Source organism: Mesorhizobium sp. P160187, from assembly GCF_057766425.1.
Window position 1 is genome coordinate 386,370 of record NZ_JBYMDX010000003.1, and the last position, 17,824, is coordinate 404,193.

The window sequence follows — 17,824 nt, forward strand, 5'->3', positions numbered from 1 at the left end:
CTATTAGTTTCCGCTTGACATATATCAAAAATGAATGAGACGATGTCAATCATACGAATTACGCATGTAGGGAGAACATGGAAACCCGGGACCTTCAGACCTTCCTTGCGGTTGCTGCCAGCGGCAGCATCACCAAGGCGGCTGACATGCTCGGGCGTTCCCAACCTTCGGTGACACGCACCATTCAGGAGCTCGAGGCCGAACTTGGCTTCGAATTGCTGCATCGGATCGGTCGACGGGTGCAGCTGTCTGAAGAGGGTGTCGCATTCGAGGAGGAAGCGCGGCGATTGTTGATGTCTTTCACCGAACTTGCAGCGCGGGCCAAGATGATCGCCGCCGGCCGTGGGCGGATCCTGCAGATTGTCACAACCTCCGCGATCGGCACCGGCTTGATCCCGGCGGCCCTGGCCGAGCTCAAGGGTGTCGAGCTTCCGCACGAGACGCATCTCGGGCAGTTTCTTCCCTCGATCGTCGCCCAGGAAGTGCGCAGCGGACGTGCCGAGATCGGGTTTTCAAGCCTGCCGCTCGATACGCCCGGTCTGGATGTCCTACGGCTCTATTCGGCGCCTGATGTTGCTGCCGTGCGGGAGGACGATGCGCTGGCTGAACTTGATGTCATACCGCTTTCGGCTTTTGCGGGTCGTCGCGTGGCTACGTTGCTCAATCCGCTGCGGTTTCAGTTGCATGTCGCCAAGGCACTCGCTGCCCGGGGCATCGACACCGGCCCGGTGATCCGGACCAATACTGCCTACGGCGCGTTGCAGATCGTGCGCCATACTGGTGTCGCGGCCGTCATCGATCCCCTCACGGCCTATGGCGTCGCCCTGCCTGGGGTCGTCATTCGCCCGATCGATGTAACCGTTCTCTTTTATTGGGGCGTTGTGGCTGCCTCAAAACGTCCCCTTCGCCCAGTCGCGCAGGCGCTGATGGATGCGGTCGAAGCGGTGGCTGAACGGTCGATCGTCGGTTTCAAGAAGCTCGATCCAGCTTTGGCCAGCCAATTGGTGAACGATCCCGCGTCGGGCACAAATAACGGAACTGGAATATGAAGCATACTCCCACCCCGGCAGCATCGACGGGCCTTGCCGCGTTGGAAGCCCAGCTTGCGCAGGATCTCGACTTTGTCGAGCTGCCCGCCAAGCCCTGGGTCCCCACACGCATGCATGAGGGCGCCCCGGTCCGTGATGTCGTGGTCATTGGCGCTGGCATGTGCGGACTTGCTGCCACGGCAAAGCTGGTGCTGGCAGGGATCACCAATGTCGTCGCCTATGATGCGGCGCCGGCTGGGCTCGAAGGACCGTGGATAACGTTTGCCCGCATGCAAACACTCCGGTCGCCGAAGACCCTGCACGGTCCGTCGCTCGGCTTGCCGCAATTGACGTTCCGCGCCTGGTTCACGGCGCAATGGGGCGTCGACGCCTGGCGGTCGCTGGACAAAATCCCCAAGGGCCAGTGGATGGATTACCTGGTCTGGTACCGCAAGGTTCTTGCTCTGCCTGTGCGCAACGGCGTGCGCATGACCGGCGTCGCACCGGTTGGTGATCTGATTGCGATCGATATCGAAGGCGCGGAATCCGGCCGGGTTCTCACCCGTCATCTCGTTCTGGCCACCGGCCGCTCTGGTCTGGGCGGTTTTGCCGTGCCCGATTTCCTCAGGGGCATCGATCGCGCTTATTGGGCCCATTCTGCGGACGAGATCGATTTCGACGCGCTGCAAGGTAAGCGTGTGGCGGTCATCGGCGCCGGTGCCTCGTCCATGGACAATGCCGCAACCGCACTCGAGGCGGGCGCCGGATCTGTGGACATGTTGATCCGGCGCAAGGAAATGCCGCGCATCAACAAGCTGACCGGAATCGGCAGTCCGGGTGTTGTACTCGGCATGCATCAGTTGCCCGATGCCTGGAAGTGGAAGTTCTTCGACTACACCGCCTCAACCCAGACGCCGCCGCCGCGTTCATCGACGCTTCGCGTTTCTCGCCACCCCAATGCCCGGTTCTTTCTCGACTGCGGCATCGTCGCGGTCACGGAAGATGCGGGAGGCCTGCTTATCGAAACCACCCAGGGGCTGATGCGCTACGACTTCCTGATCGCGGCAACCGGCTTTTCAAACGACTTCAACGGCCGCCCGGAATTTGCAGCCATCGCGCCACATATCCGCACCTGGTCGGATGGCCGATATACACCGGACATGGGGCCGGCGCGTGCAGGCATGTCCGACGCACCGGACCTAGGTCCCGCCTTCGAGTTTCGTGAGCGCGTCCCCGGCTCCTGCCCGATGCTGTCGCATATCCACTGCTTCAACGACGCCGCCATGCTGACGCACGGCAAGGTCTCCGGTGATATCCCAGCCGTCAGCGCGGGTGCCGACCGTTTGGTCCGCGGCATTGCCGCATCGCTGTTTGCCGAAGATGTCGAAACCCACTTCGCCAACCTGATCGCTTACGACACGCCCGAACTTCTGGGCGACGAATGGGTCGATTCAACACCCTTGTTGGAGAAGGAGGCCGCGCTGTGATCGACGCAATGGACAAGGCCGCCGGTCTATCACCGCACGATGCGCTTTTCAGCGCGCGTCGGTTTCGGCCTGAATTCGTGCTGGGGGCCGAGGAATGTCGCCTCTCCGTCCTGCAGCCAGCAAATGACCAAGGGCTTGCGCCTAATTTGCGGGTTGCTCTGGCCCGTCGCATGGCCGCTCTGAATGCCGATCCGGTCCTGATGGCCGAATTTGATGTGCAGCTGGCTCAGCTCGATCCGACTGAGCAGCTTCTGGCCTTAGCCCAGGGGGAAACGGATTTGGAAGAGCCATTGGCGACCATCGCACGTCATGTGGACCTGATTACGCTGACACCGAAAAAGGCGGAAGCGGGCCACATCGCCCTGCTCGCCCAAGCTGGATTGAACAATCCTCAGATCGTCGCCCTTTCCGAGCTCATCGCCTTCGTCAATTTCCAGACGCGGGTGGCAACCGGCCTGCGATTGTTGAGGACGGCATGATTTCCGCGGTGCGCCTGAAGCCATTGAATTGGCATCCGTACATAGCGCCAGTCGAGCTATCCGAGGCCACGCCGGAACAGCTTGAAGCGATGAAGGTCACGCCATCAGCCAAGAAAGTTTCGGAATATGTGCGCACCCTTGCGCATGACCCTGAGAGCTACCTTGCCCGCACCATCTTGTTCAACGCCATCATGTATGTCGAAGGCGGGCTTGCCCGCCCTGACCGCGAGCTTGGTGCATTAGGTGCGTCCATCGTCAATGGCTGCAAATTCTGCGCCGTTGTTCACGCCCGCAGGCATGCAGAGCTGACCAAGAACGACGAAGTGGTCACCGCGCTCTATCTCGATAAACCTGAAGCGCTCGGCCCACGCGATGCGGCAATCTACAGTTTTGCCCGCCGCCTGTCGGCGGCCCCGTCGGAAGCGACGGCAGACGATATCGCCGCGCTTCGATCAGTCGGCATGGACGACCGCGAGATTATCGACCTGATCCACGCCATATCGATCTTCGGCTGGGCAAACCGGCTGATGCACGTTCTCGGCCATGCGGAGAGCGGGTGATGATGTCGCATGCGGTCGAAGCAGTCCGTCTCACACTTTCCGAAGGGACAACCAGCAATGCTTGAACTCAAAGATGTAAAGCTGTCTTACGGAAGCACGCAGGTTCTGAACGGCGTCAATCTCTCGGTAAAGCGGGGTGACGTGGTTTCGATCATCGGCCCCAGCGGCACCGGCAAGACCACGTTGCTGAAATGCATCAACTACCTGGCCAAGCCGTCGTCAGGAACCATCGCGTTCGATCAGATCCGGATGGATTACCAGCGTGCCGACAAGGTCGCTGTCCAGGCGATCCGGTTGCGAACGGCGATGGTCTTTCAACAATTCAACGTCTTCAAGAACATGACGGTCCTGCAGAACGTGATGGATCCACTGGTCGTCGTGCAGCGCAAGTCCGCGGACGAGGCGCGGGAGATCGCCTTGCGGGAGCTCGAGCGGGTCGGCCTCACCCCGAAGCGAGACAGCTATCCCTCCCAACTGTCGGGCGGCCAGCTCCAGCGCACCGGCATTGCGCGCGCCCTGGCAGTTCGTCCCGACGTGATACTCTTCGATGAGCCTACGTCATCGCTGGATCCAGAACTCGTCGGTGAAGTCCTGAAGGTGATCAAGGACGTCACCTCGTCAGGGATCACTTCGCTGCTTGTGACCCACGAGATGCAATTCGCAAGGAACATCTCCAACCGGATCGTCTTCATGGACCGTGGCGTGGTCGCCGCCGATGGCAGCCCGGCTGATATCTTCGACGCGCCTTCCAGCCCACGACTTGCTCAATTCCTGCAGTCAGAACTCGCTTTTCAATAATCCAACAACAAGGGAACCTAAGAAATGTCTGTAATCACATCCCGCTTTTCCCGTCGTCATGCCCTGGCTGTCGTCGGCGGCATCGCAATAGCCCTTGCAACCGCAGGAGTCAGTTATGGTCAGACCGTTCGGACAATCAAGATCGCGACGTCTGCCGAATCCAAGCCGCTGGCATGGGGCGCGATCGGCGTCGAGCCGCAAGGCTATGAGCCCGATCTCCTGAGGGCGATCAACGCAAAGCTGCCGCAATACAAGTTCGAGATGGAAGGTGTCTCTGACATCGCGCAGGAAACTGGCCTCGCCACGGGCAAGTACGACATCGCGGTGGGTGGCTACTACAAGTCGCCCGAGCGCTCCAAGCAGTTCTTCATTCCGGAAAATCCCATGGGCGCCAGCCTGATGAAGATCTACAGCAAGAAAGACAGCGGCATCAAGGAAATGAAAGACCTGGTCGGCAAGAGGATCGTTCCGACCACGGCCGGCGGTGGAACCTACAAGTTCATCATGAACTGGCAGAAAGAAAACCCGCAATACAAGCTCGATGTCACGGCATCGAGTGCAGGCATTCCCTACCCGAACCGGCTGGACGAAGTTCAGAACGGCAAGTTCGACGCTCTCGTCTTGCCGTCCAATCTCGGTGAGCAGACCGTCATCGAGCAAAAGAAACTCGATATCGTGGCGTCCGAACCAGTGTTCAGCAACAACACCTACATGCTGATCCACAGATCAGACGAGAACAAGGTTCTGGCTGACGATGTGAACAAGGTTCTCAAGGAATTGAAAGACGACGGCACGATCGAGAAGCTCTCGCAGAAGTGGTTCGGCGAGGGCATCGTCCAGTACATGAAATAGCACGGCCGTTGAGGGCCATATTCGCTAGTCAGCGGCAAGGCTGAATTGCAAGAAGGAGCGTTTCAAAGTGGATGTATCTGCTATGATTCCCGAGTTGCTAACGGCACTGCCGCTGACGCTCGCCATCACGTTTACGGCCCTCATTTCCGGGTTCTGTCTGGCTCTCATCGCGACAACACTCCGTGTTCGCAGGGTGCCACTGATCAGTCACCTGGTGGACCTCTACGTGTCCTATGCCCGGAGCGTTCCTGTCGTCCTGCAGCTGTTCGTCGCGTTTTATGGGCTTCCGCTGTTGGTGATCCTGTTCGGCGCCAAAGATTTTATTTCGCCGACGATGGCTGCCATGGTGGGGTTGAGCCTCTACCATGGAGGATATCTGTCGGAAGTCATGCGGCCTGCATATCTTGCCGTCGATCGCGGCCAGCACGATGCGGCCGATAGCCTTGGATATACGTTCCGGCAGAAAATTACTCGCGTCGTCGGCCCGCAAGGGGTGCACTTCGCACTACCGGGCTACGGGAACTCCGTCATCTACCTGATCCATAACGTTGCGCTGGTCATGTACATCGGCGCCGCCGACGTCATGGCGACTGCGCATTTGATCATGGAGCGCGACTACAACCAGTTCCAGTTCGAAACCTACCTCGTCCTGGCGGTCATCTATTCGCTGATGTGCCTGGTCGCATGGCTCATCGTGCGCTTCTTCGAGCTTCGATCACCGATGCAAGCGCCAGAGGCAACGACAACAACTCAGATCAAGAACGAGCTCCTCGCGAGCGTCTGACGTAAGGGTATTCAACCATGTTTGATACCGATATTTTGCTCCAGGACACGCAGGAAATTCTGAGTGCCGTACCCGTGACCGTTGGAATGGCACTCTTGATTTTCGTCCTGTCGACGATAGTCGGCAGCATATTCGCGCTGATCGAATACAGACGGGTGCCGGTTCTGCGAGAGCTCATCATGACTTACAAGATCGTCTTCAAGGGCGTTCCAATGGTCATCGTGATTTTCCTCGCCTATTTCGGTCTGCCGCCCGCATTCCAGTTCCTGTTCTCGTTGCTCGGGATCAACTTCAACGCTCACGAAACCCCCAATTGGGTCATTCTTGTCGTTGCGATTACCGGCTGTGTCGCCGCGTTCCAATCCGAGATTATCAAGGGAGCCCTGAATGCATTCGACACCGGTCAGTCGGACGCGGCCCATTCGCTCGGCTATACGGGCGGCCAACTGTTTCGACGTATCCTGTTTCCCCAGGTGGCCCTCACGGCAATTCCCGACCTGACGACTTCGATGATGGTCATCATGAAGGCGCTTTCTCTCGGATTCGCCATCGAGGTCGTCGATATCTTCGCCCAGTCCCAGCTGACCGCCGCCCTGAACTACTACTACCTCGAAGCCTTCGTGATTGCCGTCGTGATCTACATGGTGATTGCCTATATCGTCACACAGATTGCCGACAGGCTGGAGCAGGCGTTGAGGGTGCGGACGTGAGGCGAATGTGGGATAGAATCGTCAAGCTTCGGATATCGAGCCGCACCTGGGAGGCAATTCTTTCGGGGATGAAAAGCTTGAGGAGAAACCCAAGTAGCCGATGCATGTACCGCTGAATGCCGACTGAAGCACCGATCGCGCCGACGCAACGTTGCGACTGTGCCGACCAGAGGAATCCGGTCTCCGGCTACTGGCATGGAGATCCCCAAGCCGTATTCGGCGCCGCGAGTACGCATCAATATTGGAGAACCTGGGCCTCTCCGTCTCCCACGCCGGTTTATCCGACTTGTCTCACGTCGTATTCCTGCAGGATACCCGCTTTGATCCGACCAGCGAAATGACAACTTGCGAGATTCGATTCCGACAAGCTGTTGACCGGAGGCGATGTCTCACAAACACTTTGCACGGCAGGGCAGCGCGTACGAAAACGGCATCCGGTCGGCGGATTCACAGGGCTTGGCACATCTCCCTTTAGAATGATCCGCTGACGTTCGCGCTCCTCAACTGGATTTGTCGACGGGACCGCGCTGAGCAGCGCCTGTGTATACGGATGTGCGGGCTGGCTATAGAGCGCGCCGCTCTCACCTTCTTCCATGACGCGGCCGAGATACATCACGTAGACGCGCTGTGCGGCCTAGCGAACGATGGCCAGATCGTGCGCAATGAGAAGACATGACATTCCGAAATCATCGCGCAGCTTCAGAAACAGGTTCATGATCTGCGCTCTGACCACGCATGCGCATCGGCTTCACCCCTCGGGAGATTTGCGCTCGCTTGTCGGGCCTTGCCTTCGATCTCGATCTTGCTCCGCGCTTGAAGATCGAAGCGCACCGTTACGGTGCGCATGCGTGCATGCAGCACATCGTCCAGCGTGCCGCGCATTTCATGCAGATAGGTCAGAGACGACTTCCCAACCTTTTCGACAACCGAGCGAATGGTGACCAAGGTTCCAACCGCGGTTTCGTGCGCATAGTCGATCTCCATCCTGACGTCCGCCCAGCCGAGAGTCGGCGTTAGATTGGGAGCGGCAATCCTGCCCAGCAGTTGAAAGCTGGCATCATCGAACATGGCGACGTAGTGACGAACGTTGAGATGGCCCATCACGTCGCACATCCAAGGGTGCACGACGCCGACATAGGTTTCAATGCCGGGCGCGGTCAAAACCCGACCTCGTTGCCACCCTTGAGATCCAGCAGCTGCCGCGCCTCTTCGGGCGTCGCTATTTCAAGCGAGAGTTCGCCAAGGATTCGCTTGATCTTGGCGACCTGCTCGGCATTGCTCTTGGCAAGCGCGCCCTTGCCGACATAGAGACTGTCTTCCAGCCCAACCCGCACATTGCCGCCCATGATCGCTCCCATCGTGCAAAGGTTCATCTGATGCTTGCCGGCTGCAAGGATCGACCAGAGATAGTCGTCTCCGAACAGTCGCTCCGCCGTCCTGCGCATATGCATCATGTCTTCGGGGTCAGAGCCGATTCCACCTAGAAGTCCGAAGATCGTCTGGACGAAAAGCGGTGGCTTCAGCAGCTTGCGGTCGAGAAAGTGCGCCAGCGTGTAGAGGTGACTGACATCATAGCACTCGAACTCGAACTTCGTCCCATAGGCCTGGCCGACCTCGACGATGATGCGCTCGATCTGCTGGAACGTGTTGGAGACGATGCCGTTCTTGGTGTCCTCGAGATAAGGCTTTTCCCAGTCGAACTTCCATTCGGTGTATTTTGGCGCGATGTGGTGCAAGGCAAAATTCATCGACCCCATGTTGAGCGAGCAGAGTTCGGGCTTGGCGGCATGAGCGGCTTCGAGACGTTCGTCGAGCGTCATCTTGAGGCCGCCGCCGGTAGAAATGTTCATCACCGCGTTGGTTTGCTGCTTGATGCGCGGCAGGAAGTCCATGAAGAGCTTGGGATCGGGGGTCGGTTTGCCCGTCTCGGGGTCGCGGGCATGCAGATGGATCACCGAGGCGCCAGCTTCGGCTGCGCCGACGGCGGCATCGACGATCTCTGACGGCGTTATGGGCAGATACGGGCTCATCGTCGGCGTGTGGATCGAGCCGGTGACCGCACAGGTGATGACGACTTTCGGCGATTTCTTCATGGTTAGAGTCTCCCTTGTCTGCCTTTTGTTGTTATCTATCGAGCGCGAGGCAATCCTCACGACCACAGCCCAGCCGGATCGCCGTACCTGGATCGAGCTTCGGCTGAGACGACGAAGTAGCAAGCTTGACGATGAATTTCTGGCCGCTCGCGGTCGCGGCGACGAGCCGGACATGATCGCCGACGTAGATTGATTGAACGACCGTCGCCGGAATCTCGTTGAGCGCCGTGACGCCGTCCTGCAGAACGGACAGGCGCTCGGGCCTTATCGACAGCGTCACCCTGACACCCGCAGAAAGCGCAGCACCGCAGGACATGGCGTTCAACACAACGTCGCCGTCGTCGAGGCGGACGGATACGCCGCCATCCTCGCTCCCGGCCAGCACGGCACCCAACATGCGGTTGCTCTCGCCGATGAAACTTGCGACAAAGCTCGCCGCGGGACGCTCGTACAGTTCGCGCGGCGTCGACAGTTGCTCGATGCGGCCGGCGCTGAACACTGCGATCCGGTCCGACATGGTCAGCGCTTCAGTCTGGTCGTGCGTGACGTAGACGAAGGTCACGCCCAGCCGGGCGTGAATATCCTTGATCTCGAACTGCATCTGCTCGCGCAGCTGCTTGTCGAGGGCGCCAAGCGGTTCGTCCATCAAGACAAGATTTGGTTCGAAAATCAGGGCCCGGGCAACCGCCACGCGTTGTTGCTGCCCGCCCGAAAGCTGCGCCGGCCGCCGATTGCCGAATTCGGGCAACTGGACCATGTCGAGAACGTTCCCGACACGTCGCCTGACCTCCTCGCGGCCAAGTTTGCGGACCTCGAGCGGGAAAGCCAGATTTTCGGCGACCGTCATGTGCGGGAAAAGCGCGTAGTTCTGGAACACCATGCCGATGCCGCGACGATTGGCGGGAACGTTGTCGATGCGCTGACCGTCAATGAGAATTTCGCCCTCGGTCGTATCTTCGAATCCTGCCAGCATCATCAACGCCGTCGTCTTGCCGGACCCGGAAGGGCCTAGCAGCGTCAGGAATTCGCCGCGCATGATTTCCAGGTCGAGCTGGCGCACCGCTTGGACCGCATGCCCGTAGCGCTTGCTCACGCCGCGAAACTCGACGTGAACCGGCCCACGCGGAGATCCGCCCATCACCGAGCCTGCGCCTTCGGATCACGGCGCACCGAAGTCGAGCGCTTTCGAGCAGGCTGCGCCTCAGCCGCCGCCGCGGCGCGAAGAATGATGTCGGCGGCCTCGCGCAGATCGGCCACCAAGGCCTTGCGCGCAGCCGCGCCATCGGCGCGACGCAGCGCCGCGAGCATTTCGTCGTGATGGTCCAGGCCCAGGCCGTAGGTCACGTCCGAGCGGACGATGTTCAAAAACGGTCCTGCCTGCAGCCACAATTTCTCGATGATCTGCTGGATGAGAGGTGACCGCGCGGCATGGTACATCGTGAAATGGAACCGCCTGTTCAGGCCGAGATAGTTAGCCATGACGTTGCTCTCGACGCACTCGCGCATCAGGCTGTTCAGCTTCGCCAATTCATCGAGTTCTTCGGGCGTGATGGTCGTCGCAGCCCATTCGGCCGCGGTCCCTTCGACGCTGCAGCGCACACGCACGAGATCCGAAATACGCGCCACCGTGGCCTCGGGGACGATGACGCCCCGGTTTGGGTGGTCGAACATCGCCTCGTCGCTGACGAGTTGCCGCAAGGCCTCGCGCACCGGCATGGCGCTGGTCCGGTACTGTTCGGCAAGCTGTCGCACGACCAGTCTTTGGCCGGGCAGGAAGTCACCGTTCATCAGTGCTTCCTTCAAGCCCGTATGGACACGAACATGAGCTGTCTTTTGCGCGGCCGAGCCGGCGGTGGCATCCTTGCGATCGAGCATCAGTTTGTCCGGCGGGGCAGTATTTTGAGGTTGCTCGACAGGAAATCGTCGAATGCGGCGGCGAAGCCGTCGAGTTCGGCGTCGCCAAATGGCAGTGACAACGCCAGCATGCCGCGCGGCGTCACGTAGTACCCTCGCAACAGCATCTCGATATGCCACAGCGCAATCACCGATGGATCGGCATCGTCGAGCCGCGCCGGCTTGTCCACCGGCCCCCTGACGAAATGCAGGTTCATCAACGACCCGCGCCCTATGACGATGCCCTCGACGCCATGTCGTTCAAGGGAGACGTTCATCGCTTCACGCAAGCGATCGCCGCGCGCATTGATGGCGCGGCTCGCCTCTTGCGTCAGCACCTGCGTCAGACCGGTGAAACCAGCAGCCATGCTGAGAATATTGTTGTTGAACGTCCCGCCATGCGAGAACGCACCAGGCAAAGCCGGATCGAAGCGGTCGACGAGGTCGGCGCGTCCACCGAATGCACCAAAACTCGCACCGCCGCCGATGTACTTTCCGAGCGTCACGAAATCGGGAAAAATTTCATGCGCACCATGGAGCGCTCGATAGTCGAGGCGCGAGGTCATGACCTCGTCGAAGATCAGCAGCGCGCCGGTCTCCTTCGTCGCTGTGCGCAGCGCCTGCAGGAACTCGCGTGTCGCCGGGATGCAGCCGCCGCCGCCCATCATCGGTTCGACGATGACGGCGGCAAGCTCGTCGCCCTGTTCCTTGATGAGCGCCACGGCGCCTGCACTATCGTTGTAGTCGGCGAAAACAAAGGGGAAAGGCAAATTGAGCGGTGAGCCGCCATGCGCAAAAGTCAGTACGCCGCCGTGATAGCCTTCCCGGAAGGCGAGTATCTTCGAACGCTTCGTGATGGCGCGAGCGGCGGAAATCGCCATGATGTTCGCCTCGGTGCCCGAGTTGCAGAAGCGCACGCGCTCGATGGCTGGAAAACGCTCGACCACCGCCGCTGCCAGGCGCGCCTCGTAGCGGTTGGGTGCACCCAGCATGATGCCGCCCTGTATGACGTCCACAAGGGCCGCCGAAATCGCCTTGTCGGAGTGGCCGTAGAAGCCGGCGCTGTATTCCGAGACCAGGTCGACATAGGTATGGCCGTCCAGATCGGTCACCCTGCAGCCCTCGCCGGAGACGAACGAAACAGGGAATGGCGGGTACCAAAGTACAGCCCTCGTATTGCCGCCCGGCAACGATGCCGCGGCCTCGTTCTGACGCGCCAGGCTGTTTGGGTTGGCGTCAGCGAAACACTGTCGCGCCTCGTCCAGAACAGCAGCGAGACTGACATTGGCGCGCACGTCTCTAGTGCCTTGCAGCATTCGATCAAATCCCCTTGTCTTTTTAACTTTTTTGCACCCTATCGCAAATTCCTGTTGCTAATCAATCCATTTTGCGTTTGAAATTTGATCAAATCCACAACGATAAGAAAGGGGAACTGCGATGAGGACTTATCTGCAAGCCGTATCTGCCGCCGCTATCTGCCTCGCGACCTCGACTTTTGCCGCGTCCGCGGCCGATCCCGTCACGGTGGTCGGCTGGGGTGGTACATGGGACAAGGCCTACAAGGATGGAGTCTGGGACAAGTATACCGAAAAGACGGGCGTCCCGATCATCATGGAAGAGTGGGGCGGCGAGGTCGCCAAGGTGCGTGCCCAAGTGCAGGCGGGCAACATTACCTACGACGTCGTCTCGGTGGAAGCGCCCGCCATGGAGGTCGGCTGCGCCGAAGGCCTGTTCGTCCCGCTGACGCCCGAGATCACCGGCGACGCGGCGAATTATCTCCCAGGCACCCTGCATGAATGCGGTGTCGCGTCCGACACATGGGCAACGGTTCTTGCCTACAACACCGATGTCTATAAGGGCGACGCCGCGCCAAAGAGTTGGGCGGACTTCTGGAACGTCGAGAAATTTCCAGGAAAGCGCGGCCTCTACCAGCAAGCGCAGTTCACGCTGGAAAACGCGCTCATGGCCGACGGCGTGAAACGCGAGGACATGTACAAGGTGTTGGCCACGCCGGAAGGTGTCGACCGGGCTTTCGCCATGCTCGACAAGATCAAGCCGAACGTCGTCTGGTGGTCCACCACGACGCAGGGCATCCAGAACCTCGACAGCGGCGAAGTGACGCTCAGCGACGCGTTCAATGCACGCATCACCAACGAAGCCATCAACGAGAAGAAGCCCTACGCCATCGCGTGGGACGCCGGCTTCTTCTACGGCACCGACTACTGGGCCGTGGTGAAGGGCGCACCGCACCAGCAAGGCGGGCTGGATCTCCTCAAGTGGTTCTCCATCCCTGAAAACCAGGCCGGCTTCTCCAAGCTCTATGCCTATGGCACCGGCCGCAAGGAAGCCGCCGACCTCATTCCCGCGGACTGGAAGGCCAACCTGCCGACGTCGCCGGAGCACCTCCAGTACGGCGCCGCCTATGACAACGACTTCTGGACCGAGCACAAGGAAGCGTTGGAAGAACGCTTCAAGGCCTGGCTCGCGAAGTAACTTGGGCATGTTGGTCGGGACAAAACCGGCTATGAAGCGACGCCAACGGGGCGGCATGCTCGCCCTGTTGACGGCTCCGCTTATATTATTCGTCGTCATTCTGTTTCTGTGGCCGGTGGCGCGCTTCCTCGCTCTGGCCGTCGACAACTCGGATTTCTCGAACAACCTGCCGCGCACCATTGCCGCTCTTGCCGGCTGGAAAGCAGAGAGCGGCCTGCCTGGCGAACCCGTCTTTGCAGCACTCGTCGAGGACCTGGCCGACGCGCGGCGCGCCGGGAAGGAAGGCGTCCTGGCGCAACTCGTGAACCAGCGCGTTGTCGGTAGCCGTTTCCTCGTCATCAAGACGGCAAAGGATGCGGCCGACGGCAAGCTCGGCATGCGCCCCGTGCGCGACGAGGTGCTCGCCAAACAGGCCGGCTGGAAAAACATCGATCTCTGGCAGGTCATAGCGCGTCAGCAAAGCGCGCGAACGGACTATTATCTGCTTGCGAGCCTCGACCTGAAGCGCGGCGCGGACAATTCGATCGAAGCCGTTTCGGCCGACCGCGCCATCTTCGTCGACGCGCTGCTGCGTACGATCTGGATCAGCATCGTGGTGACGGTCATCTGCGCGGTGCTCGCCGTGCCGCTGGCGCAGGCGATCGTCAGCGCGCCGCCTGCCTGGTCGAAGCTGATGTTCGCGCTGATCCTGTTTCCGCTCTGGACATCGCTGCTGGTGCGCACCGTCATCTGGATCATCGTGCTGCAGAAGAACGGTCCCGTGAATTCCACACTGCTCGGATTGGGTATCGTCAGCGAACCCCTCGACCTCATCTACACCCGCTTTTCGCTGTATCTGGCGATGGTTCAGGTTCTGCTGCCCATGATGGTCCTCTCCGTCGTCGCCGTCATGCGGCGGGTTCCGACCACCTACATGCGCGCGGCGCTGTCGTTGGGCGCGCCGTGGCTCACGGCGTGGCGCCGCGTGCAGTTGCCGTTGATCCTGCCCGGGATCCTGTCCGGCGGGGCGATCGTTTTTGTCTTCGCTCTCGGCTATTACATCACCCCGACGCTTGTCGGCGGGCCGACAGACCAGATGATCTCCAGCTACATAGCCTTCTACACCAACAGCACGCTGAACTGGGGCATGGGCGCAGCGCTTTCCCTGCAACTGCTGATGATCCTCGTATTGTTTGCGTTCCTGTTCTGGACGGCATCCGTCCTCTTCCGCAGCAAGGCGCATGTCGCATGAGCGCCGACCGCTTCCGGAAATGGCTGATGTATGCCTATGCGGCGACGTTGCTGGCTTTCATCATCCTGCCCCTGCTGATCGTGGTCCCCATGTCGCTGACCTCGAGCAATTCGCTGGCATTTCCGACGCCGGGCTGGTCGTTGCGCTGGTATGCCGAACTGTGGGTCGACGAGCGCTGGCCGAACGCGCTGTGGAACTCGGTCATCATCGGGCTATCCACCACGGTTCTGGCTTTGCTGCTCGGCATACCTGCGGCGATCGGGCTTGCCTGGGGTGATTTTGCCGGGAAACGGATCCTCTGCGCGATCATCGCCGCGCCTTTGGTGACGCCGGTCGTCATCGTCGGCGTCGCGGCCTTTTCATTCTTCGCCACGCTGGGACTCGTTGGCAACAAACTATCGATCATTTTGGTGCACATGGCGATGGCCGTGCCTGTGATGCTGACGACCGTCGTCGCCAGCCTTTCGACCTTCGACCGGACGTTGGTTCGTGCGGCGGCATCGCTCGGCGCCGGCGCCATGCGCACCTTCTTCAAGGTGGTGCTGCCGCTGATAGCGCCGGGCGTCGTTACAGGGGCCATCATCGCCTTCATCATTTCTTTCGACGAAGTCGTCGTCGCAAGCTTCCTCTCGACGGGCGCGGAGCGAACCTTGCCCCGCATGATATTCTCCGGGGTTCGCGAGTCCATCAGCCCTGCCATAGCGGCCGTCGCCGTGCTGCTGATCGCTTTCTCGGCGATCCTGCTTGGGGTCATCGCCATCCTGCAGAGCCGCTCGCAAGCTCTCCGCGCAAAGGCATCGGCATGAAACTCGATCCGTCGGTGCGGCAACTCGAGACCGAGATGACGGCGTGGCGGCGGCATCTCCATGCCAATCCCGAGCTCGGTTTCGAAGAGTTCGAGACGGCCCGTTTCGTGGCGGACAAACTGCGCGCGTGGGGCATCGAGACGACCGAAGGCGTCGGACGCACAGGTGTCGTCGGCACGCTCAGGGGCAGGCTCGGCGCTGGTCGCAGCCTTGGCATCCGCGCCGACATGGATGCCCTGCCGATGACTGAGGCACGGCCGCTGGTGCATGCGTCCCGCACCCCCGGGCGGATGCATGGCTGCGGCCATGACGGCCATACCACTATGCTGCTCGGCGCAGCCTCGGCGCTTGTTCGCTCGCCCGACTTCGCCGGCACGGTGCATTTCATCTTCCAGCCGGCCGAGGAGGGTCGAGGTGGGGCGCTTGCCATGCTGAACGAGGGCCTTTTCGAGCGTTTCCCCTGCGATGAAGTCTACGCGCTGCACAATTGCGAACGGCCGCTCGGCGAGATCGCCGTCCACCGCGGAACGGTGGCCGCGGCGGCCGATCGCTTCGAGATCGTCGTCCACGGAAGGGGCGGCCATGCGGCGATGCCGCATCTGGCGATCAATCCACTCCCCATCGCCGCGCGCATCCTGCTGGCAATCGAAGCCCTGCCCGGCCGCGTCACCGATGTGCATTCTCCCGCAATCGTCACCGTTGGCAGCCTGCGTGCAGGCGAAGCCTTCAACACCATCCCCGATACGGCGTTTCTGACCGGCACCGTGCGCACCTTCGACCACGAGGTTCAAAAGACGCTGGAGTCGGCAATCCGCCGCATCGCGAAAAACGAAGCTGAAGCTTTTGGCGCCGGCGTCGACATCCGCTACGAAACGCCCTTCGCACCGACGATAAACACTGCGGCGCAAGCCGACGCGATGATCGCGATTGTGAACGAGGTGATGGGACCGGCAAGTCTCGTCATCGATCCGCCTCCCGAGATGGGTTCCGAAGATTTCTGCTACATGCTGGAACAGCGGCCGGGCTGCTATTTCCTGCTTGGCCAGGCGGACGCTGCGCACCAGGCCGCCGCGCACGACACCAACTACGATTTCAACGATGCTATCCTGCCTATCGGCGCGAGCCTTTGGGTCAGGCTGGTGGAGCGCCGGCTGTCCGCGGCAGGCGCATCGTGATGCAGCTGCCGGAAAAGGACATCGTCTGGCGAAGCCACTGGCTGCGGCAAGCCCTGCCCGAGGACCCGAACCTTGCGCCTCCGCTCGAAGAGGCGACGCAGGCCGACATCTGCATCGTCGGCGGCGGCTATCTCGGACTGTGGACCGCCATTCGCCTCAAGGAGCACAATCCGGACTTCGACATTGTCATTATCGAGCGCGACATTTGCGGCGGTGGCCCGAGCGGCCGCAATTCCGGAATGGTACTTTCGGCATGGACGAAATACAGCGCGCTTGCCGCGCTGCGCGAGGGCAACGATGCGCTTTCGATCATCAAGGCGTCCGAAGCCGCGATCGGCGGCATCGAGGCTTTCTGCAAGGCCGAGGGAATAGACAGCTGGTTCGATCGCATCGGCTGGATCTGGGGCGCGACATGCGAAGCCCAGCTGGGGGCCTGGGACGACGCATTGAACAAGCTGGCGGCGCATGGCTACGTGCCTGCACGACGCGTTTCGTGCGACGAGATCGCGGCGATGGCCGGCACGACGAGCCACCTCGGCGGCGCGTTCGATGCGTCGTCGGCAACCGTGCATCCAGGGTTCCTGGTGCGCGGCCTGCGTCGGGCAGCGCTAAAGCGCGGCGTTCGGATCTATGAAAAGTCGCCGATGACGCGGTTTTCGCGCGACGGCACGCTCAAGGTGGAGACGGGGAGAGGCACTGTGTCCTGCGGCAAGATTGTGCTTGCCATGAATGCATGGTCCGGCGCCATTCGAGAACTGGCGCCGGCAATCTTCAACATCTCCAGCGACGACGCCATGTCAAAACCCATTCCAGACCTTCTCGACAAGGTCGGCTACCGCCGCGCGCCGCTGATGATCGATTCCCGCGTCTTCGTTGGCGGTTGGTCGCCGACCCGCGATGGTCGGCTGTCTGTTGGCGTCAGTGGCGGCGTCATCGGCCTCGGCGGCATCGTCGACCAGCGATTTCATGGCCAATCGCCACGGATTGCCGACATGCGCCGCGTGTTGCGGGACGGTCACCCGGCGCTCGCCGGCTTTCCGCTCGAGACATCGTGGAACGGACCCATCGACCGGACCGTCAGCGGCGTGCCGCTGTTCGGCGCCCTGCCCTCTAACCGCGACATCATTTACGGCTACGGCTTTTCAGGCAACGGTACGACGATGGCTTATCTCGGCGGCAAGATCCTGACCACCCTGTTGACCGGCGGCGAATCCGAGCTCACCCATTCGGCGCTCGTGCGCCCGGTGACGCGAGGCTTCCCATCCGAACCATTCCGGTTCGTCGGCGCGCATTTCGTTCGTGGCGCGGTGCGGCGGCGCGACGATCTCGAACATGCCGGCCGAAAACCCGACCTCTTGACCAGATGGCTCGCGGGACTGGCCCCGTCCGGCGTCACCCCTTCGAAAGCCAACCTCCGCGCAAGGAAAGGATAAAC

General features: G+C 60.9%; 19 protein-coding genes. 13 read left to right on the forward strand and 6 right to left on the reverse strand.

All coding sequences use genetic code 11. The annotated features are described in order from the left end of the window. Positions 1-77: 77 nt before the first annotated feature. From AC3CCE_RS05210 to AC3CCE_RS05245, 8 genes are all read left to right on the forward strand, one after another. Positions 78-1,049 (forward strand): LysR family transcriptional regulator, encoded by a 972-nt coding sequence (locus tag AC3CCE_RS05210; RefSeq protein ID WP_023669872.1) that lies wholly within the window; start codon positions 78-80, stop codon positions 1,047-1,049. Continuing rightward, positions 1,046-2,515 carry an NAD(P)-binding domain-containing protein gene (locus tag AC3CCE_RS05215; protein ID WP_023669871.1) on the forward strand — a complete coding sequence of 490 codons (1,470 nt, stop codon included), beginning with the start codon at positions 1,046-1,048 and terminating at the stop codon, positions 2,513-2,515. Before AC3CCE_RS05210 ends, AC3CCE_RS05215 begins: the two co-directional genes overlap by 4 nt. Then, positions 2,512-2,994, forward strand: coding sequence for a CMD domain-containing protein (locus AC3CCE_RS05220; protein ID WP_023669870.1), 483 nt, complete (start codon positions 2,512-2,514; stop codon positions 2,992-2,994). The genes AC3CCE_RS05215 and AC3CCE_RS05220 overlap by 4 nt, the downstream gene beginning before the upstream one ends. Further along, complete coding sequence (locus tag AC3CCE_RS05225) at positions 2,991-3,554, forward strand: peroxidase-related enzyme (protein ID WP_023669869.1); 564 nt, start codon at positions 2,991-2,993, stop codon at positions 3,552-3,554. Before AC3CCE_RS05220 ends, AC3CCE_RS05225 begins: the two co-directional genes overlap by 4 nt. A gap of 57 nt (positions 3,555-3,611) precedes the next feature. Beyond that, positions 3,612-4,352 carry an amino acid ABC transporter ATP-binding protein gene (locus tag AC3CCE_RS05230; RefSeq protein ID WP_023669868.1) on the forward strand — a complete coding sequence of 247 codons (741 nt, stop codon included), beginning with the start codon at positions 3,612-3,614 and terminating at the stop codon, positions 4,350-4,352. A 24-nt stretch (positions 4,353-4,376) separates the two neighbouring features. After that, positions 4,377-5,204, forward strand: coding sequence for a transporter substrate-binding domain-containing protein (locus AC3CCE_RS05235; RefSeq protein ID WP_023669867.1), 828 nt, complete (start codon positions 4,377-4,379; stop codon positions 5,202-5,204). Positions 5,205-5,271: 67 nt separating this feature from the next. Then, entirely contained in the window at positions 5,272-5,988 is a 717-nt protein-coding gene (locus tag AC3CCE_RS05240) for an amino acid ABC transporter permease (RefSeq protein ID WP_023669866.1), read from the forward strand. Positions 5,989-6,005: 17 nt separating this feature from the next. Next, positions 6,006-6,698: an amino acid ABC transporter permease gene (locus tag AC3CCE_RS05245; protein WP_023669865.1), complete on the forward strand. Its 693-nt coding sequence runs from the start codon at positions 6,006-6,008 to the stop codon at positions 6,696-6,698. Between the two features lie 277 nt (positions 6,699-6,975). Here AC3CCE_RS05245 and AC3CCE_RS05250 read toward each other — a convergent pair whose 3' ends face one another. The 6 genes from AC3CCE_RS05250 to AC3CCE_RS05275 all read right to left on the reverse strand — a co-directional run bounded on the left by AC3CCE_RS05250 (position 6,976) and on the right by AC3CCE_RS05275 (position 12,000). Continuing rightward, on the reverse strand, positions 6,976-7,311 hold the full coding sequence (locus tag AC3CCE_RS05250; protein WP_352624196.1) for an oligopeptide/dipeptide ABC transporter ATP-binding protein: 336 nt from the start codon (positions 7,309-7,311) through the stop codon (positions 6,976-6,978). A gap of 98 nt (positions 7,312-7,409) precedes the next feature. Then, positions 7,410-7,859 carry an acyl-CoA thioesterase gene (locus tag AC3CCE_RS05255; protein WP_352624198.1) on the reverse strand — a complete coding sequence of 150 codons (450 nt, stop codon included), beginning with the start codon at positions 7,857-7,859 and terminating at the stop codon, positions 7,410-7,412. Further along, complete coding sequence (gene kce, locus AC3CCE_RS05260) at positions 7,856-8,791, reverse strand: 3,5-dioxohexanoate:acetyl-CoA acetone transferase (protein WP_023820709.1); 936 nt, start codon at positions 8,789-8,791, stop codon at positions 7,856-7,858. The genes AC3CCE_RS05255 and kce overlap by 4 nt, the downstream gene beginning before the upstream one ends. A gap of 31 nt (positions 8,792-8,822) precedes the next feature. Then, a complete protein-coding gene (locus tag AC3CCE_RS05265) occupies positions 8,823-9,884 on the reverse strand; it encodes an ABC transporter ATP-binding protein (protein WP_352624200.1) in 1,062 nt (353 codons plus the stop codon). Between the two features lie 44 nt (positions 9,885-9,928). After that, a complete protein-coding gene (locus AC3CCE_RS05270) occupies positions 9,929-10,666 on the reverse strand; it encodes a GntR family transcriptional regulator (protein ID WP_023713979.1) in 738 nt (245 codons plus the stop codon). Then, positions 10,666-12,000 carry an aspartate aminotransferase family protein gene (locus tag AC3CCE_RS05275; protein ID WP_023713980.1) on the reverse strand — a complete coding sequence of 445 codons (1,335 nt, stop codon included), beginning with the start codon at positions 11,998-12,000 and terminating at the stop codon, positions 10,666-10,668. The genes AC3CCE_RS05270 and AC3CCE_RS05275 overlap by 1 nt, the downstream gene beginning before the upstream one ends. A gap of 121 nt (positions 12,001-12,121) precedes the next feature. On the opposite strand from AC3CCE_RS05275, the gene AC3CCE_RS05280 reads away from it, so the two are divergent. Genes AC3CCE_RS05280 through AC3CCE_RS05300 form a run of 5 tightly spaced genes read left to right on the forward strand, consistent with a single transcriptional unit; the run spans position 12,122 to position 17,822 of the window. Further along, entirely contained in the window at positions 12,122-13,177 is a 1,056-nt protein-coding gene (locus AC3CCE_RS05280; protein ID WP_023696855.1) for an ABC transporter substrate-binding protein, read from the forward strand. 31 nt (positions 13,178-13,208) lie between these two features. Then, entirely contained in the window at positions 13,209-14,408 is a 1,200-nt protein-coding gene (locus tag AC3CCE_RS05285; protein ID WP_023686279.1) for an ABC transporter permease, read from the forward strand. Further along, positions 14,405-15,214 (forward strand): ABC transporter permease, encoded by an 810-nt coding sequence (locus AC3CCE_RS05290; protein WP_352624202.1) that lies wholly within the window; start codon positions 14,405-14,407, stop codon positions 15,212-15,214. Before AC3CCE_RS05285 ends, AC3CCE_RS05290 begins: the two co-directional genes overlap by 4 nt. After that, positions 15,211-16,389 carry a M20 aminoacylase family protein gene (locus AC3CCE_RS05295; protein WP_352624204.1) on the forward strand — a complete coding sequence of 393 codons (1,179 nt, stop codon included), beginning with the start codon at positions 15,211-15,213 and terminating at the stop codon, positions 16,387-16,389. The genes AC3CCE_RS05290 and AC3CCE_RS05295 overlap by 4 nt, the downstream gene beginning before the upstream one ends. Beyond that, positions 16,389-17,822 carry an NAD(P)/FAD-dependent oxidoreductase gene (locus AC3CCE_RS05300; RefSeq protein WP_352624206.1) on the forward strand — a complete coding sequence of 478 codons (1,434 nt, stop codon included), beginning with the start codon at positions 16,389-16,391 and terminating at the stop codon, positions 17,820-17,822. Before AC3CCE_RS05295 ends, AC3CCE_RS05300 begins: the two co-directional genes overlap by 1 nt. The last annotated feature ends 2 nt before the right edge of the window (positions 17,823-17,824 follow it).

Bases quoted from the DNA above. Each gene is read 5' to 3' on its own strand.
- AC3CCE_RS05300 (WP_352624206.1), top strand. From the start codon at position 16,389: ATGCAGCTGCCGGAAAAGGACATCGTCTGGCGAAGCCACTGGCTGCGG.
- AC3CCE_RS05270 (WP_023713979.1), bottom strand. From the start codon at position 10,666: ATGCTCGATCGCAAGGATGCCACCGCCGGCTCGGCCGCGCAAAAGACA.
- AC3CCE_RS05250 (WP_352624196.1), bottom strand. From the start codon at position 7,311: ATGTATCTCGGCCGCGTCATGGAAGAAGGTGAGAGCGGCGCGCTCTAT.
- AC3CCE_RS05280 (WP_023696855.1), top strand. From the start codon at position 12,122: ATGAGGACTTATCTGCAAGCCGTATCTGCCGCCGCTATCTGCCTCGCG.
- kce (WP_023820709.1), bottom strand. From the start codon at position 8,791: ATGAAGAAATCGCCGAAAGTCGTCATCACCTGTGCGGTCACCGGCTCG.
- AC3CCE_RS05210 (WP_023669872.1), top strand. From the start codon at position 78: ATGGAAACCCGGGACCTTCAGACCTTCCTTGCGGTTGCTGCCAGCGGC.
- AC3CCE_RS05215 (WP_023669871.1), top strand. From the start codon at position 1,046: ATGAAGCATACTCCCACCCCGGCAGCATCGACGGGCCTTGCCGCGTTG.
- AC3CCE_RS05285 (WP_023686279.1), top strand. From the start codon at position 13,209: ATGAAGCGACGCCAACGGGGCGGCATGCTCGCCCTGTTGACGGCTCCG.
- AC3CCE_RS05230 (WP_023669868.1), top strand. From the start codon at position 3,612: ATGCTTGAACTCAAAGATGTAAAGCTGTCTTACGGAAGCACGCAGGTT.
- AC3CCE_RS05235 (WP_023669867.1), top strand. From the start codon at position 4,377: ATGTCTGTAATCACATCCCGCTTTTCCCGTCGTCATGCCCTGGCTGTC.
- AC3CCE_RS05295 (WP_352624204.1), top strand. From the start codon at position 15,211: ATGAAACTCGATCCGTCGGTGCGGCAACTCGAGACCGAGATGACGGCG.
- AC3CCE_RS05275 (WP_023713980.1), bottom strand. From the start codon at position 12,000: ATGCTGCAAGGCACTAGAGACGTGCGCGCCAATGTCAGTCTCGCTGCT.
- AC3CCE_RS05225 (WP_023669869.1), top strand. From the start codon at position 2,991: ATGATTTCCGCGGTGCGCCTGAAGCCATTGAATTGGCATCCGTACATA.
- AC3CCE_RS05290 (WP_352624202.1), top strand. From the start codon at position 14,405: ATGAGCGCCGACCGCTTCCGGAAATGGCTGATGTATGCCTATGCGGCG.
- AC3CCE_RS05245 (WP_023669865.1), top strand. From the start codon at position 6,006: ATGTTTGATACCGATATTTTGCTCCAGGACACGCAGGAAATTCTGAGT.